The sequence below is a fragment of the Pseudomonas sp. genome (assembly GCF_049653025.1).
Lineage (GTDB): Bacteria > Pseudomonadota > Gammaproteobacteria > Pseudomonadales > Pseudomonadaceae > Aquipseudomonas.
In genome coordinates, this window is record NZ_JBASFM010000017.1 from 26172 (window position 1) to 51444 (window position 25273).

Genomic DNA, 25273 nt, shown 5'->3' on the forward strand with positions numbered 1-25273 from the left:
GCTGGTTCCTAGAATCGCCCGACCTTTTCGCTGGAACGCACACCGCCGCCAATGCCTCTATCACCACGCAAACCCTTGAATTTAAAGGCATTGGCACATAGCGCTCAGACGCTGGTGGTGATCATGTGCGTAACCCTGGCAGGCTGCCAGAGCATCAGTGACAAGCGCGCCGACGATGGCCGCGACACCGACCGCGCGGTCGGCCTCGAGCAAGAGCCGGAATGGCTCACCAGCAGCATTCAGCCTGCCGCCGAAGAGCCCAAGGACATCTGGGAGCGGGTGCGCAACGGCTATCAGCTGCAAGACAACATCACCCTCAACCCGCGTATCGAGCGGCAGCGCCTGTGGTTTGTCAGCAACCCTTCGTTTATCGAAAAGGCCGGCGAACGCAGCAGCCCCTATATCCACTTTATCGTCGAGCGCCTGGAACAGCGCAATATGCCGACGGAGCTGGCCCTGCTGCCGATGATCGAAAGCTCCTACAACCCGCTGGCCTACTCCCCCGCCAACGCGGTTGGCCTGTGGCAGTTCATCCCCTCGACCGGGCGCAACTTCAACCTGCGCCAAACCAACTGGTATGACGGCCGCCGTGATGTGATGGCCTCGACCGACGCCGCGATCAGCTACCTGACGCGCCTCAAGGAAATGTTCAACGGCGACTGGCTGCTCGCCCTCGCCGCCTACAACGCCGGTGAAGGCCGGGTTAGCCGGGCGATCGAGCGCAACCAAAAACTCGGACTGCCAACCGATTACTGGAACCTCTCGCTGCCCAGCGAAACCCAGAACTATGTGCCCAAGCTGCTGGCCTTGGCACAAGTGGTGATGACGCCACAGGCCTATGGCGTCAGCCTCAGCCCGATCGCCAACGAGCCATACTTCGAGAAAGTCGAATTCAAGCAGCGCATGGACCTCGCGCGCGTCGCGGCCATGGCCGACCTGGATGAAAGCGAGCTGTACCTGCTCAACCCTGCGTTCAAGAAAGGCGTGACCCTGGACGGCCCGCAACACCTGCTGGTGCCGACCGACAAGGCCGACCTGCTGACCGCCAACCTGTCGCTGATGAAGCCTCAGGAACAGGTGAGCTGGCAACAATACCGGGTGCGCTCCGGCGACAGCCTGCACAGCATTGCCAACCGCCACCAACTGACGGTGGCCACCCTGAAAGACATCAACAAGCTTAAAGGCAACAGCCTACGTACCGGCCAACTGCTCAGCATCCCCACCCAGCCTGGCGTGCAAGCGCGCGAACCGCTGTTTCAACGCGCGGTTGCGCACGTAGAGCCAACACGCACCTACCGGGTGAAAAGCGGCGACAACCTCTGGCAGATTGCCAAGAGCCACAAGGTTGCAGTCAAGGATGTGCAGCGCTGGAACAAGCTCTCCGGCAAGAGCCTGCGGGTCGGTCAGGTGCTGAGCTTGCAGGCGGGCCAGTCCAGCACTGGCGGCAGTGGCAGCGCACCGCGCAAGAGTGCGACCTATTACAAGGTGCGCCAGGGCGACTCGCTGTACCTGATCGCCAAGCGCTTCAATGTGCCAATGAAGAGCTTGCAAACCTGGAACCCAAGGGCCGGCAGGGCCCTCAAGCCAGGACAGACGCTGACCCTGTACAGCGTCAACTGATCAGGCCTTTTTGCTCATCGCCTCCAGGCAGCGCCCGGTCAGCTGGGTAAACCGCTGAAACGCGACAAACTGCTCGTGCTTCAAGGCCCGCCCCGACACCCGACTGTCGGCATACACCAGACCAATCTCACGCGTACCGGCCAGCAGTGGCGCGATAAAGAACATGCCCTGCCCCAGGCGCTGGCGAATGGGCTGGGTCACCAGCTCATTGAGGTTGTAGCTGGCCGGAACGCCCATCCACAACGCCTCCTTGTTGCGCAGCGCATAACTGAAAATATGCTGCTGCTCGCGCTGCTCTACCGGCAGGACAAAATCGCTGGCCCAGCTCTCGGTGCCTTCGCCGATCACCCGCTTGGCGCGAAAGCAGCTCTGCCCGTCGGCCAGCACCACCAGCATGATGCGCTCCAGCCCTGCGCCCTGATGCAGGCCCTTGAACAGGGTATCGAGCACCTGGCCAAGATCACCGCGACGCGAAACCATCAGCCCAAGGTCCTGCAGGGCCTGCTGCAAAACCAGCAGGTTGGGCTGCAACAGACGCGCCTTACGCTGCTCCTGCTGCATGCGGATCTGTTCCGGATCGGTATTGGGGATCAGCTTGCACAACTGGCTGGCCCCGAAGGTGGCCGCCATCTTCACCGTTTCCTCGGCACTGGCCAGCACCTGCTGCATGGCTTCCTGCGGGGTCACCCCGATAAAACTGGCCAACTGTCCAACCAGCGCTTCCATGGCCGGCGTATCCCAGCCATCCAGCGCCGCCTGGCTGATCTTCGCGCCCAGCGTCACCGCTTTCACCGCTGGGTCATTCTGGCTGGTCGACTGATGCGCCAGGCTGATGGTGTCGCCCAGGTTCCAGCTTTTCACCAGGGCCTGACTCAGCTGGCGGAAGCTGGTGCCCAGCACCCGCATGACCACTTCATCTTCATCCGCCCCAGGCTGGGCCAAAGCACTGGCCAGCTCATCGGCGTCATCACCGGCACAGCCCCAGAACGCCAGCTCGCCAACGTTGTGCAGCAAGGCGGCGATAAACACCACTTCATCATTCTTGGTCAGCACATAGCCGGCGATATTGCGCGCCTGCACGGCAGCGTGGAACGAGCGTGCCAGCAATTCCGCCAACTGATCGCGGGAGCTGCGCGCCAGCAGGCCGTCGATCAGACTGACCGACAGGCCGATCTGGCGCACGTTATCGAAGCCGATCAACACGATGGCTCGAGAAATGGTGCGAATGGTCTCCTGGGAGGGGTTGTAATACACGCTATTGCCGATGCGCAGCACCTTGGTGGTCAACGCCGCGTCGCGCAGCAACACATCGGCCAATTGTTGCACCGAGGATTTATCACCCAGGGTCAGTCGGTGTAAGTCCTGCACCACCGTAGCCAGAGCGGGGAGCTCGGCTTGGTTGAAACGGTCAATCCATGACTGCAGACCATGGCACGCTGTAGCCAAGTTAATACCCTCGCGATTAGTAAATGCAGTGTAGTCAAAGTGCCGCTATTGCTCGCCGGCGATCCTACCCTTTTTCCTGCCGATACAAGCTGTTAATGTGCCTGACCAGCAGCCCACCAGATGCCACGGATCGGATATTTCACTTGATACGTCCCCTCCTCTCGCTGTTCCTCTGCCTGACCATCGCCTCATCCGCCTGGGCTACTCGTTATGAAAGCCACGGTTATGCCCAATTTGGCGAACTGAAGTACCCCGCCAGCTTCACCCACTTCACCTGGGTCAACCCGGAAGCGCCCAAAGGCGGCACGCTGCGGATGATGGCCAACGGTACGTTCGACACACTCAACCCCTACACATTCAAGGGCAGCAGCCCGATCAGCACGGCCAACTTCCTGCAATACGGAGTCAACGAGCTGAACGCGCCGCTGATGGTCGGCACCGGGGCCTTCGACCCCTCCGGCGACGAACCGGCCTCCAGCTACGGTTTGATCGCCCAATCGGTGCAATACAGCGATGATCGCAGCTGGGTGGTGTTCAACCTGCGACCCGAGGCACGCTTTCATGATGGCAAGCCGATTACCGCCTACGACGTGGCATTTTCCTACCGACTGTTGCTCAAGGACGGGCATCCGCAGTACCGCACCAATCTGCAGGAAGTAAAACGGGTCGATATCCTCAATCGCCACAGCATTCGCTTCGTGTTCAAGCGCGGCGGCAATTCACTGCTGCTTCTGCGCCTCGGCGAGTTGCCGGTACTGCCCCAGCACTACTGGAAAGACCGCGATTTCAAAGCCACCACCTATGAGCCGCCCCTGGGCAGCGGCCCCTACCGTATCACCCAGGTCAGCCCCGGACGCAGCCTGAGCTTCGAGCGGGTCAAGGACTGGTGGGGCGAAAAGCTCCCGGTCAACCGCGGCAAATACAACTTTGACCGGGTGGACGTGGAGTTCTACCGCGACAGCCACGTCGCCTTCGAGGCGTTCAAGGCCGGTGAGTTCGACATCTATATCGAGCAACAGGCGAAGAACTGGGCCAGCGCCTACCGCTTTCCGGCGCTGAGCCGTGGCGAGGTGGTCCGGGCGGAAATCCCGCACAAAATCCCGACCCAAACCCAGGCACTGTTCATGAACACCCGCCGCGCCGTGTTTGCCGAGCGCAACGTGCGTGAAGCCCTGGGCCTGATGTTCGACTTCGAATGGGCCAACCGCGCGCTGTTCAACAGCTCCTACACCCGCGCCAAGAGCTATTACCCCAACAGTGAGTTCTCCGCTACCGGCAAGCCGGAAGGGGCCGAGTGGCTGCTGCTCTCGCCGTACCGCAAACAGCTACAGCCGCGCCTGTTCAGCGAGCCCTTCGCCGTGCCGCAGACCGATGGCCGTGGCATTCCGCGGGAAACCTTGCGCCGCGCCCTGGGTCTATTGGCTGAAGCCGGCTGGAAGCCCGCCGGACAACAGCTGCAAAACGCCAAAGGCGAGCCGCTGAAGTTTGAAATCCTGCTGGTCAACCCGAACCTTGAGCGCATTCTCCAGCCCTTTACCGAGAACCTCGCCAGCATTGGCATTCAGGCCAATCTGCGCACTATCGACCGCGCGCAATACAAGCAGCGTCTCGATCAATACGACTTCGACATGATTTTGCTGACCCTCCCGCAAACCCTGAGTCCGGGCCTCGAGCAATCGCTGTATTTCCACTCGTCCCAGGCCAAGGTCAAAGGCGGCAGGAACTACGCCGGTGTGACCCATCCAGTGGTCGACAACCTGATCGAAAAACTCCTGACGGCGCAGACCCGCGACGAGCAGATCGCCGCCACCCGCGCCCTCGACCGTGTGCTGCTGTGGCAGCACTACAGCATTCCCAATTGGTATATCGACTATCACCGCCTGGCCTATCGCAACCGATTTGCCTTCGTCGCCACGCCGCCTTACACCCTCGGGCTGCGGACCTGGTGGCTGAAATCCTTGGAGAACGTTGAATGACCCGTGCATTGCGCGCCTTTTTCGTCCACGGCAGCAGCATCGCCCTGCTCAGCCTCGCCGGCCTCGCGCTAGCCAGCCCCAAGCATGCGCAAACGCTGTATGACGAACCGCCCAAATACCCGGCCAATTTCAAACACTTCGACTACGTCAACCCGGATGCGCCCAAGGGCGGCATCCTGCGCCAGGCTGGCTTTGGCGGCTTCGACAGCCTCAACCCCTTTATCAACAAGGGCGTGCCTGCCGACGATATCGGCCTGATCTACGACACCCTGACCCGCCAAGGCCTGGACGAACCCTTTAGCGTGTACGGCCTGCTCGCCGCGAAAATCGAGAAGGCCCCGGATAACGCCTGGGTACGCTTCTACCTACGCCCTGAGGCGCGCTTCCATGACGGCCAGCCGGTGACCGCCGAGGACGTCAAATTCAGCTTCGATACCCTGATGAGCAAAGGCGCGCCGATGTACCGCGGCTACTACACCGATGTCGCCAGCGTCGAAATCGAAGGGCCGCGCACCGTGCGCTTCATCTTCAAACAGGCCGGTAACCGCGAGCTGCCGCTGATCATCGGCCAATTGCCGGTGCTGCCAAAGCATTGGTGGGCCAGCCGTGATTTCGCCAAGGGCAATCTGGAAATACCCCTGGGCAGCGGCCCCTACAAAGTGGCCGATGTGCAGGCCGGCCGCTCGATCCGCTATGAGCGGGTCAAGGACTGGTGGGGCAAGGACCTGCCGGTCAACCGTGGTTTCTACAACTTCGACACCCTGCAGACCGACTACTACCGTGACAACACCGTGGCGCTGGAGGCGCTCAAGGCCGGGCAGTTCGACTACTGGCTGGAAGTCAGCGCAAAGAACTGGGCCACAGCCTACAACACCGAGGCCGTAGCCAACGGCCAGTTGATCAAGGAAGAGATCGCCAACCACAACCCAACCGGCATGCAGGGCTTTATCTTCAATGCCCGCCGACCGCTGTTTAGCGATCGCCGCGTACGCGAAGCGCTGGGGCTGCTGTTTGATTTCGAATGGGCCAATCGGCAGCTGTTCAACGGCGCCTACACCCGCACCCGCAGTTACTTCGACAATTCCGAACTGGCCGCCAGCGGCTTGCCGTCCGCCGCCGAACTGAAGCTGCTGGAACCGCTGCGCGCACAGATCCCGCCGCAGGTGTTCACCAGCGAATACCAGCCCTCGGTCACCGACGGCAGCGGCATTATTCGCGAGCAGCAGCGCCGCGCTTACCAACTGCTGCAGGAAGCCGGTTGGCGTATCGATGGCGACAAGATGCTCGACAGCACCGGCAAACCGGTGAGTTTCGAGTTCCTGCTGGCGCAGACCGAGTTCGAACGCATCCTGCTGCCGTTCAAGCGCAACCTGGCAGACCTGGGTATCGAACTGGTGATTCGCCGCGTCGATGTCTCGCAGTACATCAACCGCCTGCGCTCGCGCGATTACGACCTGATCGTCAGCGGTTTCGGCCAATCCAATTCGCCGGGTAACGAACAGCGTGAATACTGGCACTCCAGCAGCGCCGACAACCCTGGCAGCCGCAACTTTATTGGTCTGAAAGACCCGGCAGTGGACAAGCTGGTCGATGGCCTGATCAATGCCGACTCGCGCCAGAACCTGATCACCCACACCCGCGCCCTCGACCGCGTGCTGCTGTGGGGCCATTACGTAGTACCCAACTGGCATATCAAGACCTGGCGCGTGGCCTACTGGAACCGCTTCGAGCATCCCAAGGTCACCCCGCAATACGACATCGGCCTGCACACCTGGTGGGTTCGTGAGCAATCACCGGAAGCGGCAGCCGCGGCAGCCCCTTTGAGCACGGAGCAATAAGATGCTGGCGTATATCTTCCGTCGCCTCTTACTGATCATCCCCACGCTGTTCGGCATTCTGCTGATCAACTTCATCATCATCCAGGCCGCGCCAGGCGGCCCGGTCGAGCAGATGATCGCCAAGCTCGAAGGCTTCGACGGCGCGACCAGCCGGATCGCCGGCGGCGGTGCCGAGGTATCCGTGGCAGGCTCCAACTACCGCGGTGCCCAAGGCCTCGATCCGGAGCTGGTGGCGGAAATCGAGCGCATGTATGGCTTCGACAAATCGGCCCCGGAGCGCTTCTGGCTGATGCTCAAGAGCTACGCGCAACTGGATTTTGGCTCCAGCTTCTTCCGCGATGCCGAAGTGATCGACCTGATTATCGAGAAGATGCCGGTGTCGATCTCGCTGGGGCTGTGGAGCACCCTGATCATGTACCTGGTGTCGATCCCGCTGGGCATCGCCAAAGCCACCCGCCACGGCAGCGCCTTCGACGTTTGGACCAGCTCGATGATCATCGTCGGCTATGCGATTCCGGCGTTCCTGTTCGCCATCCTGCTGATCGTGCTGTTTGCAGGCGGCAGTTACTGGGACTGGTTCCCGCTGCGTGGGCTGACCTCGAACAACTTCGACGAACTGAGTTTTACCGGCAAACTGCTCGACTACTTCTGGCACCTGGCGCTGCCCGTGACAGCCCTGGTGATCGGTAACTTCGCCACCCTGACGCTGCTGACCAAGAACAGCTTTCTCGATGAGATCAACAAGCAATACGTGGTCACCGCCCGCGCCAAGGGCCTGAGCAATACCCGTGTGTTGTATGGCCATGTGTTCCGCAACGCCATGCTGATCATCATCGCCGGCTTTCCGGCCGCCTTTATCGGCATCTTCTTTACCGGCTCCTTGCTGATCGAGGTGATCTTCTCCCTCGATGGCCTGGGCCTGATGAGTTTCGAGGCGGCGATCAACCGCGATTATCCGGTGGTCTTCGGCACCCTGTTTATCTTTACGCTGCTGGGCTTGGTGGTGAAATTGATCGGCGACATAACCTACACCCTGGTCGATCCGCGCATCGACTTCGAAAGCCGGGAGAGTTGAGATGAAACTGTCCCCGATCAATCAACGCCGGTTCAAGCTATTCAAGGCGCACAAGCGCGGCTGGTGGTCCCTGTGGATCTTCCTCGCGCTGTTCTTCGTCACCCTGGGTGCCGATCTGATCGCCAACGACAAGCCGCTGGTGGTGAGCTACGACAACGAGCTGTATTTCCCGGTCTTCAAGCGCTACCCGGAAACCACCTTTGGCGGCGAATTCCCGCTGCAGGCCAACTACAAGAGCCCGTATATCCGCGAGCTGATCGAAGCCAAGCAAGGTTGGATGATCTGGCCGCCGATACCGTTCAGCTACTCCAGCATCAACTACGACCTGCAAGTGCCCGCCCCGGCTCCGCCTTCTGCAGAGAACTGGCTGGGCACTGATGACCAGGGCCGCGATGTACTGGCGCGGGTGATTTATGGCTTCCGCATTTCCGTGCTGTTCGCCCTGATCCTGACCCTCGCGAGTTCGGTGATCGGCGTGTTTGCCGGGGCCCTGCAGGGTTTCTATGGCGGCTGGGTCGATCTGGCCGGACAGCGCTTTCTGGAGATCTGGTCCGGCCTGCCGGTGCTCTACCTGCTGATCATCCTGGCCAGCTTCGTACAGCCGAACTTCTGGTGGCTGCTGGGCATCATGCTGCTGTTTTCCTGGATGAGCCTGGTGGATGTGGTGCGTGCCGAGTTCCTCCGCGGGCGCAACCTGGAATACGTGCGCGCCGCACGGGCGCTGGGCATGCAGAACGGCGCGATCATGTTCCAGCACATTCTGCCCAACGCCATGATCTCGACCATGACCTTTATGCCGTTCATCCTCACCGGCGCGATTGGCACCCTCACCGCTCTGGACTTCCTCGGCTTCGGCCTGCCGCCCGGCGCGCCCTCGTTGGGTGAGCTGGTGGCGCAAGGTAAATCCAATCTGCAAGCGCCCTGGCTGGGCATCAGCGCCTTCGCCGTGCTCGCCCTGATGCTGAGTTTGCTGGTGTTTATCGGCGAAGCGGCACGCGATGCCTTCGACCCGAGGAAATAATATGAGCGAATCCAGCACCCTCATCGAAGTCCGTGATCTGGCGGTCGAATTTGTCAGCGGCAGCCTCAAGCAACGCGTGCTCGAAGGCGTCAGCTTCGATATCAAGCGCGGTGAAACCCTGGCCCTGGTCGGCGAAAGCGGCTCGGGCAAATCGGTCACCGCGCACTCGATCCTGCGTCTACTGCCCTACCCGCTAGCCCAGCACCCCAGCGGCAGCATTCACTACGCCGGACAAGACCTGCTCAAGCTCAGCGAAAACAAGCTACGTGGTATTCGCGGTAACCGCATCGCCATGGTCTTCCAGGAGCCCATGACCTCGCTGAACCCGCTGCACAGCATCGAGAAGCAGATCAACGAGGTGCTGGCCCTGCACAAAGGCCTGCGCGGCCAAGCCGCCACCGCACGCACCCTGGAGCTGCTGGAGCTGGTCGGCATCCCCGAACCGCACAAACGCCTCAAGGCCTATCCGCATGAACTGTCAGGCGGTCAACGCCAACGCGTAGTGATCGCCATGGCCCTGGCCAACGAGCCGGAGCTGCTGATCGCCGACGAACCGACCACCGCGCTGGACGTCACCGTGCAGCTGAAGATCCTCGAGCTGCTCAAGGACCTGCAAGCGCGCCTGGGCATGGCCATCCTGCTGATCAGCCACGACCTCAATCTGGTGCGGCGGATTGCTCACCGGGTCTGCGTGATGCAGCACGGGCATATCGTTGAACAAGCCGACTGCAAAACACTGTTCCATGCGCCGCAGCACCCCTACACCCGCGAACTGCTGGGTGCCGAACCCAGCGGCGGCCCGGTCGATCAACCGCCCGGCGAACCCTTGCTGGAAGTCGATGACCTACGCGTCTGGTTCCCGATCAAAAAAGGCCTGCTGCGCCGCACCGTCGACCATGTAAAGGCGGTGGATGGGATCAACTTCAGCCTGCCCCAGGGCCATACCCTGGGCATCGTCGGTGAAAGCGGCTCGGGCAAATCCACCCTGGGCCTGGCGATTCTGCGTCTGCTCGGCAGTCAGGGTGGCATTCGTTTTCAGGGCCAGGCTTTGAATGGTCTATCGCAGCATGAAGTGCGGCCGCTACGTCGGCAGATGCAGGTGGTCTTCCAGGACCCGTTCGGCAGCCTCAGTCCGCGCATGTCGGTGGGCCAGATCGTCGGCGAAGGTTTGCAGATTCACCGCATGGGCAGCGAGGCCGAGCAGGAACAGGCAATTATCGCCGCACTGGTCGAGGTCGGGCTGGATCCGGAAACACGTCATCGCTACCCGCATGAGTTCTCCGGTGGCCAACGCCAGCGCATCGCCATTGCCCGCGCACTGGTGTTGAAACCGGCGCTGATCCTGCTGGATGAGCCCACCTCGGCCCTCGACCGCACCGTGCAGCGCCAGGTGGTGGAGTTGCTAAGGTCATTGCAGGCCAAGTACAACCTGACCTACCTGTTTATCAGCCACGACCTGGCCGTGGTCAAAGCCCTCAGCCACCAGGTAATGGTGGTCAAACAAGGCAAGGTGGTCGAACAAGGCCCGGCCGCACGTGTCTTTGCCGCGCCACAGGACATCTATACACAGCAGTTGCTGGAAGCGGCCTTTATGGCCCCAGCTGATTAACAGGCTATTGAAAAGCGTTGGCGAGGCCGCCAGCGCAAGGCAAAAACAGGCGGAAAAGCGGAGTTTACGCGCTGTAAATGAGCATTTTTCGCCTGTTTTTAACGCAGTGATGGCAACGCAGGTAGTTTTTCAACTGCCTGCCAATCCTTGTAGACAGGAAGAGGAAAAACACCCATGGGTTTTCTAAGCGGCAAGCGCGTACTGATCGTTGGCGTCGCCAGCAAACTGTCCATCGCCTCCGGCATCGCGGCAGCCATGCACCGTGAAGGTGCCGAACTGGCGTTCACCTACCAGAACGAAAAACTCAAAGGCCGCGTCGAAGGTTTTGCCGCTGATTGGGGCTCGAACGCTGACCTGTGCTTCCCTTGCGACGTGGCTAACGACGAGGAAATTGCCTCGGTATTCGAAGCCCTGAGTAAGAAGTGGGATGGTCTGGATTGCATCGTCCACTCCGTTGGTTTCGCCCCTGGCGACCAACTGGACGGTGACTTCACCGACGTCACCACCCGTGAAGGTTTCCGCATCGCTCACGACATCAGCGCCTACAGCTTCGTCGCCCTGGCCAAAGCCGGCCGCGAGATGATGAAAGGCCGCAATGGCAGCCTGCTGACCCTGTCCTACCTGGGTGCCGAGCGCACCATGCCCAACTACAACGTCATGGGCATGGCCAAGGCCAGCCTGGAAGCTGGCGTGCGTTACCTGGCCGGTAGCCTCGGCCCGGAAGGCACTCGCGTTAACGCCATCTCGGCTGGGCCGATCCGCACCCTCGCGGCCTCGGGGATCAAGAGCTTCCGCAAGATGCTCGCCGCCAACGAGAAGCAGACTCCACTACGCCGCAACGTGACCATCGATGAAGTCGGCAACGCCGGTGCCTTCCTCTGCTCCGACCTGGCGTCAGGCGTCAGCGGCGAGATCATGTACGTCGATGGCGGTTTCAACACCACCGCCATGGGTGCCATGGAAGAGTAAGTCGTTAAATCGCAGCAATAAAAAAGGCCGCTTAACTAAGCGGCCTTTTTTATGCTTTGCCATCCATGGCAGTCACCCTTCGGGCCGTCGCTATGCGACGTTTAAAATGGCTCCCAGCCATTCTTCATTCAGCGCTGCCGATCAGAAACGCTCGATATCGGCCTGGGCTTGCAGCTGCTTACGGAACGCGTCGAAGTCCTGCTGGCCCACGCGCGAAGCGAGGAAACGGCTGTACATGGCCTTGTCTTCGTCCGACAGTGCTTGCTCGGGCTGGCTTACGCCATTCAAGCGCACAATCACGAAGTCGCCATTGCTCAGGCTCAGCCCGGAAAAGTTCGGCTTGTCGGCATCAGCGGGCTTGGGCATGCGGAACAAAGCCTGCAATACCGCTGGATCAACTCCTTCCTGACTACGCGTAGCCGCTTCAACGACCTGCCAGGTCTGCTTGGCATCCGCCTGGGCAACCGGCGTTTGCCCGGAGCGCAGTGCGGCCAGCTGCTCTTCACCCTTGGCTTTAACTGCTTCGGTGGCGCGAACCTTGGTCAGCTGGGCACGAATGCTGTCAGCAACCTGTTCGAGCGGCAGCTGCTCTGGCTTGTTGTGCTGTTTAACCCGCACCACCACCACAGTATTCGGATCAAGCTCGATCACGCTGCTGTTGCTGCCGTCTTCCAGCACTTCGTCACTGAACGCAGCCTGGATTACCTGGCGGTTGGCCGACAGGCCGGCAGCGCCGCCTTGACGTCCGAACGCTTCAGTGACCTTGACTTGCAAGCCAAGCTCTTGAGCCGGTTGGCTCAGGTCAGACGCTTCGAAAGCAGCATCTTCGAGGTTCTTGGAAACTTCGACAAAACGCTGCTCGACCTGACGTGCCTTGAGGTCACGTTGCAGCTTTTCTTCCAGGCTGGCAAAGCTCGGTACTTCCGGAGCCTGCACGCCCAGCAGCTTGATCAGGTGCCAACCGAACTCGCTGCGCACTGGAGCCGACACCGCATTTTCAGTCAGCGCGTAGAGCGCTGTTTCAAAGGCTGGGTCATACACGCCAGGGCCAGCAAAGCCGAGATCACCACCTTCACCGGCGGAACCCGAGTCATCGGAGAACTCTTTGGCCAATGCGGCAAAGTCTTCGCCCTGCTCCAGGCGCTTTTGCACCTCGACCAGCTTGGCTTTGGCCTGCTCGTCGTTCAGCTTATCGCTGACTTCAACCAGAATATGCGCGGCGCGACGCTGTTCGGCGAGGTTGCCGATTTCGTTCTGATACGCGCTCTGCAGCTCTTCCTTGCTGACTTCGACCTGATCAAAGAACGCGTCTTTCTTCAGCTCGACATACTCCAGCACGACTTGCTCAGGGCTCATGAACTCAGCGGCCTGCGCATCGTAATAGGCCTTGATGTCATCCTCGCTCAGGGTAACGGAGTTGATGTCCGCCTTGAGGGTCATGGTGGCGAAGTCGCGGGTCTGTTTTTCCAGTGCGGCAAAAGCCTTGACCTGGGCGTCGGTCACAAACCCGCTATTGGCCAAGCCGGCACGCAACTGACCGATCAGCATTTCCTGCTCAAGCATCTGACGGAATTGCAGGCGGGTGTAACCCAGCTGGCGAATCACCTGATCGAAGCGCTCGGCGCTGAACTGGCCATCCACCAAAAACTCGGGAGTCTTCAGAATAAGCTGATCGAGTGCTTGCTGAGAAAAGGCGAACTTGGCGTCTTTAGCGCTATCAAGCAGCAACGTACGTTCGACCAAGCCATTCAGTGCCGCTTCACGCAGCAGCTTTTCATCCAGCAAGGAAGCATCGAAATCCTGACCCAACTGCTGTAGCAACTGCCGGCGCTGCATTTCAACGGCCTGGCTCAGCTCTGCGGTGGTGATTTCTTCGCCATTCACTTCAGCGGCATTTTGACTGTTGCTGGTGCTGGTAAAAATGGCATCGACACCGGTCAGCGCCATCAGCGCGACGATAAGGCCGATAATGGTTTTGGCAATCCAACCCTGTGAATTGTCCCTAATATTCTGCAGCATGCGTCCCCCAGAACGACTGTACAAAAAAAGCAGTCGCGCAGTGTGGGTAAAATCCGGATAGAAGAAAGGCGCATCAGTGGATGCGCCTTCTCGTAACTGGCGAAGCGTATCGAACCCGCCCCGCTGACAGATCAGCCATTCAACTGATCTGCTGGGTAAACCCAGAAAGAGGCTTAGTTGACAGCGTCTTTCAGAGCTTTACCGGCTTTGAAGCCTGGAATCTTGGCAGCAGCGATGCTGATCGGGTTACCAGTCTGTGGATTACGGCCGGTGCGAGCAGCACGCTCTTTAACAGCGAAAGTGCCGAAGCCAACCAGTACAACGGAGTCACCAGCCTTCAGAGCACCAGTAACGGATTCAATCACTGCATCCAGCGCACGGCCGGCAACAGCTTTTGGGATATCAGCAGATGCAGCGATGGCATCGATCAGTTCCGACTTGTTCACTCTTAAGTCCCCTTAATTTCTGTTGAGTTTATTTCTTGCTTTTAAATGTAAGCGAAGCTGGTGCTGGAGAGCCTGCTGACACGATAAGAGCCGCTTTATAACAAGGGCTCTAAAAATGTGTCAAGAAACCCCTCCGGCTAATGCGTGCTAATTCGCTCCTTGGAATCAGTCTCGCGTTTTTCATCCTTTGCAACCATGGGAGCCGCATCAGGCAAGGGCTCCGGGGCGTATTGCAGCGCAATTTGCAGGACCTCGTCAATCCATTTAACCGGTTTAATCTGCAGGTCTTGCTTAATATTCTCCGGAATCTCTTTCAAATCGCGCACATTCTCTTCCGGAATGATCACGGTCTTGATTCCACCACGGTGAGCGGCCAGCAGTTTTTCTTTCAGACCACCAATTGCCAATACCTGGCCACGCAGGGTGATTTCACCGGTCATTGCCACGTCCGCACGCACAGGAATCTGCGTCAGGGCTGAAACCAGCGCCGTACACATGCCAACGCCCGCGCTGGGGCCATCTTTAGGCGTCGCACCTTCCGGCATATGGATATGAATGTCCTGCTTCTCATAGAAGTCCACAGGCACGCCCAGGCTCTTGGCGCGACTGCGCACCACGGTCTGCGCAGCAGTGATCGACTCCAGCATCACATCACCGAGCGAACCGGTTTTGATCAGCTGACCCTTGCCAGGCACCACCACCGCTTCGATGGTCAGCAGCTCGCCGCCGACCTGGGTCCAGGCAAGACCGGTGACCTGACCAATTTGATCCTGTTGCTCGGCCAAACCGTAGCGGTGCTTACGCACACCGAGGAAATGCTCGAGCGAATCGGCCGTAACAGTGACCTGGAAGCGCTTCTCGGTTGAGTGCTCCTTGACCACCTTGCGGCAGACCTTGGCAATCTGCCGCTCCAGGCCACGCACACCGGCTTCACGGGTGTAGTAACGAATGATGTCGCGGATCGCGGCATCCTCGAACATCAACTCGGTTTTCTTCAGGCCATTGGCCTGCACCTGCTTGGGTGCCAGGTACTTGATCGCGATATTGATCTTCTCGGCTTCGGTATAACCCGGTAGACGAATCACTTCCATACGGTCCAGCAACGGGCCCGGAATGTTCATCGAGTTGGCCGTGCAGAGGAACATCACATCGGAAAGGTCGTAATCGACTTCCAGGTAATGGTCGTTGAAGTTGTGATTCTGCTCGGGATCGAGCACTTCCAGCAGCGCCGAAGCCGGGTCGCCGCGCATGTCCTGGCCCATCTTGTCGATTTCATCGAGCAGGAACAGCGGGTTGCGCACCCCAACCTTGGTCATCTTCTGAATCAGGCGACCCGGCATCGAACCGATGTAGGTGCGACGATGCCCACGGATCTCGGCCTCGTCACGCACGCCACCCAGAGCCATACGCACGAACTTGCGGTTGGTGGCACTGGCAATCGATTCGGCCAGGGAGGTTTTACCCACCCCAGGCGGGCCGACCAGACAGAGCACAGGACCCTTGATTTTCTTCACACGTTTTTGCACGGCGAGGTATTCAAGGATGCGTTCCTTGACCTCATCCAGCCCATAGTGGTCGGCATCCAGAATCGCTTCGGCGCGCGCCAGATCCAGGCGCACCTTGCTCTGCGCTTTCCATGGCACGTTGACCAGCCAATCGATATAAGAACGCACCACAGTGGCTTCGGCCGACATCGGCGACATCTGCTTGAGCTTGTTCAGCTCGGCATTGGCCTTGGTGTGGGCTTCAGTGGTCAGGCCAGCATTTTCGATGCGCTTTTTCAGCTCATCGAGTTCGTTGTGGCCCTCCTCGCTGTCGCCGAGCTCCTTCTGAATGGCCTTCATCTGCTCATTCAGGTAGTACTCGCGCTGGCTGCGCTCCATCTGCTTCTTGACCCGCCCCCGAATGCGCTTCTCGACCTGCAGCAGGTCGATCTCGGCATCCAGCAAGGCCAAGACATGCTCGACTCGGGTGGAAAGATCGGTGATTTCCAGGATTTCCTGCTTCTGCTCGATCTTCAGCACCATGTGTGCGGCCATGGTGTCGACCAGGCGACCCGGCTCATCGATGCCATTGAGCGAAGCCAGTACTTCGGCGGGGACTTTCTTGCCCAGCTGCACATACTGCTCGAACTGGCTGAGCAGGCTGCGGGTGAATACTTCGGACTCACGCTCGGCGGCCTCGACCTCATCGATCAGCTGCACTTCCGCTCGGCAGTGGCCATCGACTTCGATAAAACGCTCGATCTCACCGCGCTGCTCACCTTCGACCAGCACCTTGACCGTGCCGTCGGGCAGTTTCAGCAATTGCAGGACGGTGGCGACAGTACCCACGCGGTAAAGGCCGGTTTCGTCTGGATCGTCGTCCGCCGGATTTTTCTGCGCGAGCAGCAGAATCTGCTTCTCACCGGTCATCGCTGCCTCGAGGGCCTCGATGGACTTTTCACGCCCGACAAACAGCGGGATGACCATATGCGGATAGACCACAACATCGCGCAACGGCAGGAGAGGCAATTCGATGGTTGTCTTCATGATTTCGGCTCTACGGCGGCCATACGGCCGTAAACAGATGGGATGACCCTTGACCCTAAGATGGGGGCAGCCCCAACAAAAAACAAGCACTGGCACAGCAAAAGAAAAGGGGCCCGCAGGCCCCTTGCTTTCAACATGTTACGAACTGATTACGCGTCAGGCGCAGCCTTGGCTGGTAGCTCGCTGTTCTCGTAAATCAGCAGAGGCTTGGAGGTGCCTTCGATGACGCTTTCATCGACGACCACCTTGCTGACGTCGGACTGCGATGGAATTTCGTACATGGTATCGAGCAGGACACCTTCGAGAATCGAACGCAGGCCGCGGGCACCGGTTTTGCGTTCCAAGGCCTTGTGAGCCACAGACTTGAGGGCATCCGGGCGGAACTCCAGCTCAACCCCCTCCATCTCGAACAGCTTGGCGTATTGCTTGGTCAGGGCGTTTTTCGGCTCGGTCAGAATCTGCACCAAAGCCGCTTCATCAAGCTCATCCAGGGTTGCGATAACCGGCAAGCGGCCCACGAACTCAGGAATCAGACCAAACTTGACCAGATCATCAGGCTCGACGGCACGCAGTGACTCGCCAACTTTTTTGCCCTCTTCCTTGCTGCGAACCTCGGCGTTGAAACCGATTCCACCTTTGGTCGAACGGCCTTGGATGACTTTTTCCAGACCGGAGAACGCACCACCACAGATAAACAGGATGTTGCGCGTATCGACCTGCAGGAATTCCTGCTGCGGGTGCTTGCGACCGCCCTGCGGCGGAACCGAAGCAACCGTACCCTCGATCAGCTTGAGCAGTGCCTGCTGCACGCCCTCGCCCGATACGTCGCGGGTAATCGACGGGTTATCCGATTTGCGCGAGATCTTGTCGATTTCGTCGATGTAGACGATGCCCATCTGGGCCTTCTCGACATCGTAATCACACTTCTGCAGCAGCTTCTGAATGATGTTCTCGACGTCCTCACCGACATAACCGGCTTCGGTCAGGGTGGTGGCATCGGCGATGGTGAACGGTACGTTAAGCAAGCGTGCCAGGGTTTCGGCCAGCAGGGTTTTACCCGAGCCAGTCGGACCAATCAGCAGGATGTTGCTTTTACCCAACTCGACATCATCTTTCTTGTCGCGCTGATTGAGGCGCTTGTAGTGGTTGTACACCGCTACCGCCAAAACCTTCTTCGCACGCTCCTGGCCGATCACATACTGATCGAGGATGGTGCTGATTTCCTTGGGTGCGGGCAGCTTGTGCGCACTGCTCTCGGCCTGGGCTTCCTGCACCTCCTCGCGGATGATGTCGTTGCACAGGTCGACGCACTCGTCGCAGATAAAGACCGAGGGGCCGGCAATCAATTTGCGCACTTCATGCTGGCTTTTGCCGCAGAAGGAGCAATAAAGCAGCTTGCCGTTGTCCTCGCCGTTGCGGGTGTCAGTCATTCGTTCAATCCAATCCGGTAGGCTTGAAACACAAGATGAGGGCAAATGCGGGCGTTTTCAAGCCCGCCGGCGGCCGGACACGCCGACCAGCCCTATTTTGAGCTGCTTATATTAAGCGGGGCGTTTTTCAATCACTGCGTCGATCAACCCGTATTCACGAGCGGCTTCGGCGCTCATGAAGTTATCACGATTGGTATCGCGCTCGATTTCTTCCAGAGTGTGCCCGCTGTGCTTGGCCATCAGCGTGTTAAGACGTTCGCGGATGAAGAGGATTTCCTTGGCGTGGATTTCGATGTCCGACGCCTGACCCTGGAAACCGCCCAGTGGCTGGTGAATCATCACGCGCGAGTTCGGCAGGCAGTAACGCTTGCCCTCAGCGCCAGCGGTGAGCAGGAATGCGCCCATGCTGCATGCCTGACCAATACAGGTGGTGGACACGTTAGGCTTGATGAACTGCATGGTGTCGTAGATCGACATACCCGCCGTCACCGAGCCGCCTGGGGAGTTGATGTAAAGATGGATGTCCTTGTCCGGATTTTCCGCTTCAAGGAACAGCAGTTGCGCACAGATCAAGTTGGCCATGTAGTCCTCTACAGGGCCGACAAGAAAGATCACTCGCTCCTTGAGCAGGCGCGAATAGATGTCGTAGGCGCGCTCACCACGGGCCGACTGCTCGACAACCATAGGAACCAGACCGCCAGCGGCTTGGATATCGGGCATTTGCTGCATAAAAGGATTGCGGGACATGCTGCACTCGCTCCCTAAATAGTCATGTCACAAATACGCATAAGCCAGCGCGGAGGCTGGCTTATGGCGTGTTCGAACGAGGTAAAGAAATCAGGCGGCTTGTGGTGCTTCTACCGGCTTGACAGCTTCTTCGTACGAGACCGCTTTATCGGTCACGTTGGCCTTCTGCAAAACAGTATCTACAACTTGCTCTTCCAGCACAACCGAACGCACTTCGTTCATTTGCTGGTCGTTTTTGTAGTACCAGGCCACAACTTGCTCAGGCTCTTGGTAAGCCGAAGCCATTTCCTGAATCATTTCGCGAACGCGGGCATCGTCCGGCTTCAGCTCGCACTGCTTGACCACTTCAGCCACAACCAGACCCAGGACAACGCGACGCTTGGCTTGCTCTTCGAACAGCTCAGCTGGCAGCTGCTCAGGCTTGAGGTTGCCACCGAACTGCTGAACAGCCTGCACGCGCAGACGGTTCACTTCGTTGCTGATCAGCGCCTTCGGCACTTCGATCGGATTGGCAGCCAGCAGACCGTCCATTACCTGATTCTTGACCTTGGACTTGATGGCCTGGCGCAGTTCGCGCTCCATGTTCTTACGCACTTCAGCGCGGAAGCCTTCCATGCCGCCTTCTTTCACGCCGAACAGGGCGAAGAAGTCGTCATTCAGCTCAGGCAACTGAGGTGCGGAGATGCTGTTGACGGTGACGCTGAACTCGGCAGTTTTGCCAGCCAGATCAAGATTCTGGTAATCAGCCGGGAAAGTCGGGTTGATTACACGCTCTTCACCCGCCTTGGCACCGACCAGGGCATCTTCAAAGCCAGGGATCATACGGCCAGAGCCGAGAACCAGCTGAGTGCCTTTGGCCGAACCGCCAGCGAAGGCTTCGCCGTCGATCTTGCCAACGAAATCGATGTTCAGCTGGTCGCCAGTTTCAGCAGCGCGCTCAACGGCGGCGAAACGGGTATTCTGCTTGCGCAGGATTTCCAGCATGTTGTCGACGTCGGCGTCAGCTACGTCAGCCTGCAGGCGCTCGATGGCGATCGAATCGAAGCCAGCAACGGTGAATTCCGGGAAGACTTCGAAGGTCGCAACGTATTCCAGATCCTTGCCTTTCTCGAACGACTTCGGCTCAACGGCCGGAGCGCCAGCTGGATTGAGCTTCTGCTCAACAACGGCTTCGTAGAAAGTGGATTGAATCAGGTCACCCAGCGCTTCCTGACGCGCAGCATCTTCATAACGCTGACGGATCACGCTCATTGGCACTTTGCCAGGACGGAAACCAGGAACCTTGGCGCGACGGGCAGTCTGCTGCAGACGCTTGTTGACTTCAGTCTCGATGCGCTCAACAGAGACGCCAACGGTCATACGGCGCTCGAGAGCAGAAGTACTTTCAACAGAAACTTGCATGGATAATCCTCGTTGCACAGACATAAGCCGGCCGCTTGCCGGCCCCTAATCAAGGGCATGCATTCTAGAGGGTCGATTTGCAGAAGTCACCCTAGATGCAGGCGGCAAACGGGAGGGAGCTAAAAGATGGTGCGGACGGAGAGACTCGAACTCTCACGCCTTGCGGCGCTGGAACCTAAATCCAGTGTGTCTACCAATTCCACCACGTCCGCGTGGTAAAGCTTTTATACAAAAACGCCAGGAATTAACCTGGCGTTTTGGAATATGGGGTGGACGATGGGGATCGAACCCACGACAACAGGAGTCACAATCCTGTGCTCTACCAACTGAGCTACGCCCACCATATTGCATTTTGCTTGAGCCAAGACCGCCAAATGGCACGCCCGGCAGGACTCGAACCTGCGACCATCCGCTTAGAAGGCGGATGCTCTATCCAGCTGAGCTACGGGCGCCTATCCATCTGCAGATGCAGACTTAAAGCTTTCGGCTTCGGAAAAAACTTTGCAGCTTCTACCTTTGCCGTCTTACCCAGCGACTGGCTGTGCTCGACAAGCGGGGCGAATGTTATAGAGCCGGTTCCAGGTCGTCAACAGGAAAAGTTAAAAAAATTCAGCCATTTAAAGGAGTTACGCGAAAACCGTGGCGTGCGCCTTTGCCCCACAGCATGGTCATGCGAGAATGCGCGTCCTTTTTCCATCCTTCTTTATGGTTAACCAAGCGCAATGATCGCACAACTGATCGACGGCAAAGCGATTGCCGCCAGCCTCCGCCAGCAGATCGCCAAACGTGTCGCCGAAAGGCATCAGCAAGGCCTACGCGCACCTGGCCTGGCTGTCATTCTGGTTGGCAGCGACCCGGCTTCCCAGGTCTATGTTTCGCACAAGCGCAAAGACTGTGAAGAAGTTGGCTTTGTATCGCAGGCCTACGATCTGCCGGCGGACACCAGTCAAACCGATTTGATGGCGCTGATCGACCGACTGAATGACGAGTCGAGCATCGACGGCATTCTCGTACAGCTGCCGCTGCCTGAACACCTCGATGCCTCCTTGCTGCTTGAGCGGATTCGCCCGGACAAAGACGTCGACGGTTTTCACCCGTACAACATCGGCCGCCTGGCCCAGCGCATGCCACTGCTGCGCCCCTGCACGCCGAAAGGCATCATGACCTTGCTGCAAAGCACCGGTACCGACCTGTACGGCATGCACGCGGTCGTGGTGGGCGCCTCGAATATCGTCGGCCGACCGATGGCCATGGAACTGCTGCTGGCTGGCTGCACCGTCACCGTTACCCACCGCTTCACCAAAGACCTGCCGATGCATGTTGGCCAGGCCGATATCGTCGTGGTCGCAGCCGGCAAGCCTGGCCTGGTGCACGGCGAATGGATCAAACCAGGGGCGATCGTGATTGATGTCGGCATCAATCGTCAGGCCGATGGCAAGCTGATCGGCGACGTGGTCTATGAAACCGCCCTGCCCCGCGCCGGCTGGATCACCCCGGTGCCCGGCGGCGTTGGCCCGATGACCCGCGCCTGCCTGCTGGAAAACACCCTGCACGCGGCCGAGCACCTGCATAACTGAATGCCGGCTTAGCGCATGCAAAACGGCACCTTCGGGTGCCGTTCTGGTTACTGGGGTGCGGGAACAGGGCGCAATCCGCGCCAAATAAAAAGGCCGCTCGAGAGCGGCCTTTTCAATCCAGCAGAACGGTTACTCAGACAAACGCCAGGTGGTGCCACCCTTGCCGTCTTCCAGAACCACGCCCATGGCGGTGATCTGGTCGCGAATACGGTCGGACTCGGCCCAGTTCTTCTCGGCGCGAGCCTGCAGGCGCGCGGCGATCAACGCATCCACTTCGGCGGCGTCAACCTTGCCCTCGGCTCCTGCTTTAAGGAAGTCGTCCGGCTGCAACTGCAAGACGCCGAGCACCCCGGCCAGCTCCTTCAAACGCGCCGCCAAACCAGCAGCGGCCTGCAGATCTGTTTCGCGCAGGCGGTTGATCTCACGAGCCAGCTCGAACAGCACAGCGCAAGCCTCCGGCGTGCCGAAGTCATCGTTCATGGCCACAGCAAACCGCTCGACGAATGCCTCGCCCCCGGCCACCGGCACGGCCGGCAGACCTTTGAGCGCGTTATAGAAGCGCTCCAATGCACTCTTGGCGTCCTTGAGACTGTCTTCCGAGTAGTTGATCGGGCTGCGATAGTGACTGGATACCAGCAGGTAGCGCACCACCTCGGGGTGGTACTTCTCCAGCACATCGCGAATGGTGAAGAAGTTGTTCAATGACTTGGACATCTTCTCGCCATTGATGCGGATCATCCCGCAGTGCATCCAGGCATTGGCGTAAGGCTTGCCGGTGGCCGCCTCGCTCTGGGCGATTTCGTTTTCGTGGTGGGGGAACTCCAGGTCGCTGCCGCCGCCATGAATGTCGAAAGTCTCACCCAGGCAGCAGGTCGACATCACCGAGCACTCGATATGCCAGCCCGGACGACCCGCGCCCCACGGCGATTCCCAGCTCGGCTCGCCCGGCTTGACGCCTTTCCACAACACGAAGTCCAGCGGGTCCTGCTTGGCTTCGTCGACTTCAATGCGCGCGCCGATGCGCAGATCTTCGATCTTCTTGCGCGACAGCTTGCCGTAGCCCATGAACTTGGCGACGCGGTAGTACACATCGCCATTGCCCGGAGCGTAGGCGTAGCCCTTGTCGATCAGGGTCTGGATCATGCTCAACATGCCCGGAATATGATCCGTGGCGCGCGGTTCCATGTCCGGCTTGAGGATATTCAGGCGCGCCTCATCCTCGTGCATGGCATCGATCATGCGCGCGGTCAGGGCATCAAACGGCTCGCCGTTCTCCCGGGCCCGGTTGATGATCTTGTCTTCGATGTCGGTGATGTTGCGCACATAGGTCAGGTCATAACCACTGAAGCGCAACCAGCGAGTCACCAGGTCAAACGCCACCATGCTGCGACCGTGACCAATGTGGCAGTAGTCGTACACGGTCATGCCGCAGACGTACATACGCACCTTATTGCCGTCCAGCGGCTTGAAGGCTTCTTTGCTTTTGGTCAGCGTGTTGTAGATCGAGAGCATCGATATTCCTTGGAAAACCACGGGCCAGTATGCCGGCCCGGTTCTAATCAGAGCGCCTGAGCCTTTAGAGGCTATTTCGGATCTCGCGAGCTAGAGCGAGACAAGGCAAAAATGGCCAAGGAAGCGGAGTTTACAACTGTAAATGAGCATTCCGAGGCCATTTTTAACGCAGTATCGCCGACGCGCAGTAGATCCGAGACAGACTCTTAGGCCCAGGAGTCACGCAGCGTCACGGTGCGGTTGAACACCGGCGCGCCTGGCTTGCTGTCTTTGATATCGGCGCAGAAATAGCCTTCGCGCTCGAACTGGAAGCGCTCTTCCGGTGCCGCATCGGCCAGCGACGGCTCGGCGCGACAGCCTTTGAGCACCACCAGCGATTGCGGGTTGATGTTATCGAGGAAGCTGCCGCCCTCTTCGTCCTTCTCCGGATTGGCGGAGCGGAACAGGCGGTCGTACAGGCGCACTTCGCACTCGACACTCTCGGCGGCCGGCACCCAGTGGATCACGCCCTTGACCTTGCGGCCCTCGGGATTCTTGCCCAGGGTGTTCTCGTCGTAGCTGCAGCGCAGCTCGATGATATTGCCCGCCGCGTCCTTGATCGCCTCGTCGGCGCGAATCACGTAGCTGCCGCGCAACCGCGCTTCGCCACCCGGAATCAGGCGCTTGAAGCCGTCCGGCGGGGTTTCCTCGAAGTCACCGGCGTCGATATAGATCTCGCGGCTGAACGGCAGCACACGCACGCCCATGTCCTGCTTGGGATGGCGCGACAGTTCGAGGTTCTCGACCTGGCCTTCTGGGTAGTTGGTAATGACCACTTTCAGCGGTTTGAGCACGCACATGGCACGTGCGGCATTGGCGTCGAGGTCGTCACGGATGGCGAACTCGAGCATGCCGACATCGACCACGCCGCCGGCGCGGTTGACACCGATCATGTCGCAGAAGGTGCGGATCGACGCCGGCGTGTAACCACGGCGGCGGAAGCCCGAGAGGGTCGACATGCGCGGGTCGTCCCAGCCATTGACGTGATTTTCGTCAACCAACTGCTTGAGCTTGCGCTTGCTGGTGATGGTGTAGTTCAGGTTCAGCCGGGCGAATTCGTACTGACGCGGCTGCGACGGCACCGGCAGCTGCTCGAGGAACCACTCGTAGAGCGGGCGGTGATCTTCGAATTCCAGGGTGCAGATGGAGTGGGTGATGCCTTCGATGGCGTCCGACTGACCGTGGGTAAAGTCATAGCTCGGGTAAATGCACCACTTGTCGCCGGTCTGATGGTGATGAGCATGGCGAATGCGATAGAGAATCGGGTCGCGCAGGTTCATGTTCGGCGAAGCCATGTCGATCTTCGCACGCAGGGCGCGAGCGCCGTCCGGGTACTCGCCGGCTTTCATACGGGCGAACAGGTCGAGGTTTTCCTCGACGCTGCGCTCGCGGAACGGGCTGTTCTTGCCCGGCTCGGTCAGGTTGCCGCGGTATTCGCGAGCCTGTTCCGGGGACAAATCACAGACATACGCCTTGCCGGCCTTGATCAGCTCGACGGCCCAGTCATGCAATTGGTCGAAATAGTTGGAGGCGTAGCGCGCCTCGCCGGCCCACTGAAAGCCCAGCCACTGCACGTCGCTCTTGATCGCGTCGATGTATTCCTGGTCTTCCTTGGCCGGGTTGGTGTCGTCGAAGCGCAGGTTGCACTCGCCACCCAGTTCCTGGGCCAGGCCGAAGTTCAGGCAAATCGACTTGGCGTGGCCGATATGCAGGTAGCCGTTGGGCTCCGGCGGAAAACGGGTGATGATCTTCGCGTGCTTGCCGGCATCCAGATCGGCCTGGACGATGGGGCGAAGAAAGTTAGCGGCGGCGACAGTTTCTGGCTTGCTCATGGTGTCCTTGATCATGCTGGTGCGCGGCGTAGGGTAGGCCGACTAAAACAAAGCGCTTATCATAGCCGAAGCTGTCAACCCCCTGACAGGCCCAAGCACCGCTTGAATAACCTTTACCTCACGCTAATGCGGCGTAACCAAAGGAAATTCCGACGGTTCGTGGATTTCTCGACAGAGCGACTATC

17 protein-coding genes and 3 tRNA genes are annotated in these 25273 nt (G+C 59.3%); 8 read left to right on the forward strand and 12 right to left on the reverse strand.

The genetic code is table 11. From position 1 onward, the window contains the following. Positions 1-51 precede the first annotated feature (51 nt). The gene (locus WBK23_RS14140) at positions 52-1620 is read left to right on the forward strand and encodes a LysM peptidoglycan-binding domain-containing protein (RefSeq protein ID WP_424484576.1); all 1569 of its coding nucleotides are present in this window, start codon (positions 52-54) and stop codon (positions 1618-1620) included. Here the strand turns inward: WBK23_RS14140 and WBK23_RS14145 are convergent, their stop codons facing one another. Beyond that, positions 1621-3066: an HDOD domain-containing protein gene (locus tag WBK23_RS14145; protein WP_424484577.1), complete on the reverse strand. Its 1446-nt coding sequence runs from the start codon at positions 3064-3066 to the stop codon at positions 1621-1623. Between the two features lie 146 nt (positions 3067-3212). Here WBK23_RS14145 and WBK23_RS14150 point away from each other — a divergent pair, with 146 nt between their 5' ends. From WBK23_RS14150 to fabI, 6 genes are all read left to right on the forward strand, one after another. Beyond that, positions 3213-5042, forward strand: coding sequence for an extracellular solute-binding protein (locus WBK23_RS14150; protein WP_424484774.1), 1830 nt, complete (start codon positions 3213-3215; stop codon positions 5040-5042). Next, the gene (locus tag WBK23_RS14155; RefSeq protein ID WP_424484578.1) at positions 5039-6880 is read left to right on the forward strand and encodes an extracellular solute-binding protein; all 1842 of its coding nucleotides are present in this window, start codon (positions 5039-5041) and stop codon (positions 6878-6880) included. The genes WBK23_RS14150 and WBK23_RS14155 overlap by 4 nt, the downstream gene beginning before the upstream one ends. 1 nt (position 6881) lies before the next feature. Beyond that, positions 6882-7955: a microcin C ABC transporter permease YejB gene (locus WBK23_RS14160; protein WP_424484579.1), complete on the forward strand. Its 1074-nt coding sequence runs from the start codon at positions 6882-6884 to the stop codon at positions 7953-7955. Position 7956: 1 nt separating this feature from the next. Continuing rightward, positions 7957-8976, forward strand: a complete 1020-nt coding sequence (locus WBK23_RS14165; RefSeq protein ID WP_424484580.1) for an ABC transporter permease — start codon at positions 7957-7959, stop codon at positions 8974-8976. Between the two features lies 1 nt (position 8977). Continuing rightward, positions 8978-10585 carry an ABC transporter ATP-binding protein gene (locus WBK23_RS14170; RefSeq protein WP_424484581.1) on the forward strand — a complete coding sequence of 536 codons (1608 nt, stop codon included), beginning with the start codon at positions 8978-8980 and terminating at the stop codon, positions 10583-10585. 174 nt (positions 10586-10759) lie between these two features. Next, positions 10760-11554: an enoyl-ACP reductase FabI gene (gene fabI / locus WBK23_RS14175; protein ID WP_274086671.1), complete on the forward strand. Its 795-nt coding sequence runs from the start codon at positions 10760-10762 to the stop codon at positions 11552-11554. Positions 11555-11695: 141 nt separating this feature from the next. On the opposite strand, the gene WBK23_RS14180 is transcribed toward fabI, so the two are convergent. The 9 genes from WBK23_RS14180 to WBK23_RS14220 form a co-directional block, all read right to left on the reverse strand. Further along, on the reverse strand, positions 11696-13573 hold the full coding sequence (locus tag WBK23_RS14180; protein WP_424484582.1) for a SurA N-terminal domain-containing protein: 1878 nt from the start codon (positions 13571-13573) through the stop codon (positions 11696-11698). Positions 13574-13746: 173 nt separating this feature from the next. Next, complete coding sequence (gene hupB, locus WBK23_RS14185) at positions 13747-14019, reverse strand: nucleoid-associated protein HU-beta (protein ID WP_010490206.1); 273 nt, start codon at positions 14017-14019, stop codon at positions 13747-13749. A 137-nt stretch (positions 14020-14156) separates the two neighbouring features. Then, positions 14157-16550 carry an endopeptidase La gene (gene lon / locus WBK23_RS14190; protein WP_424484583.1) on the reverse strand — a complete coding sequence of 798 codons (2394 nt, stop codon included), beginning with the start codon at positions 16548-16550 and terminating at the stop codon, positions 14157-14159. Between the two features lie 149 nt (positions 16551-16699). Beyond that, positions 16700-17980 (reverse strand): ATP-dependent Clp protease ATP-binding subunit ClpX, encoded by a 1281-nt coding sequence (gene clpX / locus WBK23_RS14195; protein WP_424484584.1) that lies wholly within the window; start codon positions 17978-17980, stop codon positions 16700-16702. Positions 17981-18091: 111 nt separating this feature from the next. Continuing rightward, complete coding sequence (clpP, locus tag WBK23_RS14200) at positions 18092-18727, reverse strand: ATP-dependent Clp endopeptidase proteolytic subunit ClpP (protein WP_090241800.1); 636 nt, start codon at positions 18725-18727, stop codon at positions 18092-18094. A 90-nt stretch (positions 18728-18817) separates the two neighbouring features. Beyond that, on the reverse strand, positions 18818-20128 hold the full coding sequence (gene tig / locus WBK23_RS14205; RefSeq protein WP_424484585.1) for a trigger factor: 1311 nt from the start codon (positions 20126-20128) through the stop codon (positions 18818-18820). A 127-nt stretch (positions 20129-20255) separates the two neighbouring features. Next, positions 20256-20340: transfer RNA gene (locus WBK23_RS14210), tRNA-Leu, on the reverse strand. Positions 20341-20393: 53 nt separating this feature from the next. Then, positions 20394-20469 (reverse strand) — tRNA-His (locus tag WBK23_RS14215). A 34-nt stretch (positions 20470-20503) separates the two neighbouring features. Next, positions 20504-20580, reverse strand: a tRNA-Arg gene (locus tag WBK23_RS14220). Positions 20581-20850: 270 nt separating this feature from the next. Between WBK23_RS14220 and folD the strand changes: the two genes are divergently transcribed. Next, on the forward strand, positions 20851-21705 hold the full coding sequence (gene folD, locus WBK23_RS14225; RefSeq protein ID WP_424484586.1) for a bifunctional methylenetetrahydrofolate dehydrogenase/methenyltetrahydrofolate cyclohydrolase FolD: 855 nt from the start codon (positions 20851-20853) through the stop codon (positions 21703-21705). A gap of 129 nt (positions 21706-21834) precedes the next feature. Here the strand turns inward: folD and cysS are convergent, their stop codons facing one another. Continuing rightward, entirely contained in the window at positions 21835-23217 is a 1383-nt protein-coding gene (gene cysS / locus WBK23_RS14230; RefSeq protein WP_424484587.1) for a cysteine--tRNA ligase, read from the reverse strand. 206 nt (positions 23218-23423) lie between these two features. Next, positions 23424-25088, reverse strand: a complete 1665-nt coding sequence (locus WBK23_RS14235) for a glutamine--tRNA ligase/YqeY domain fusion protein (protein ID WP_424484775.1) — start codon at positions 25086-25088, stop codon at positions 23424-23426. Between the last annotated feature and the right edge of the window lie 185 nt (positions 25089-25273).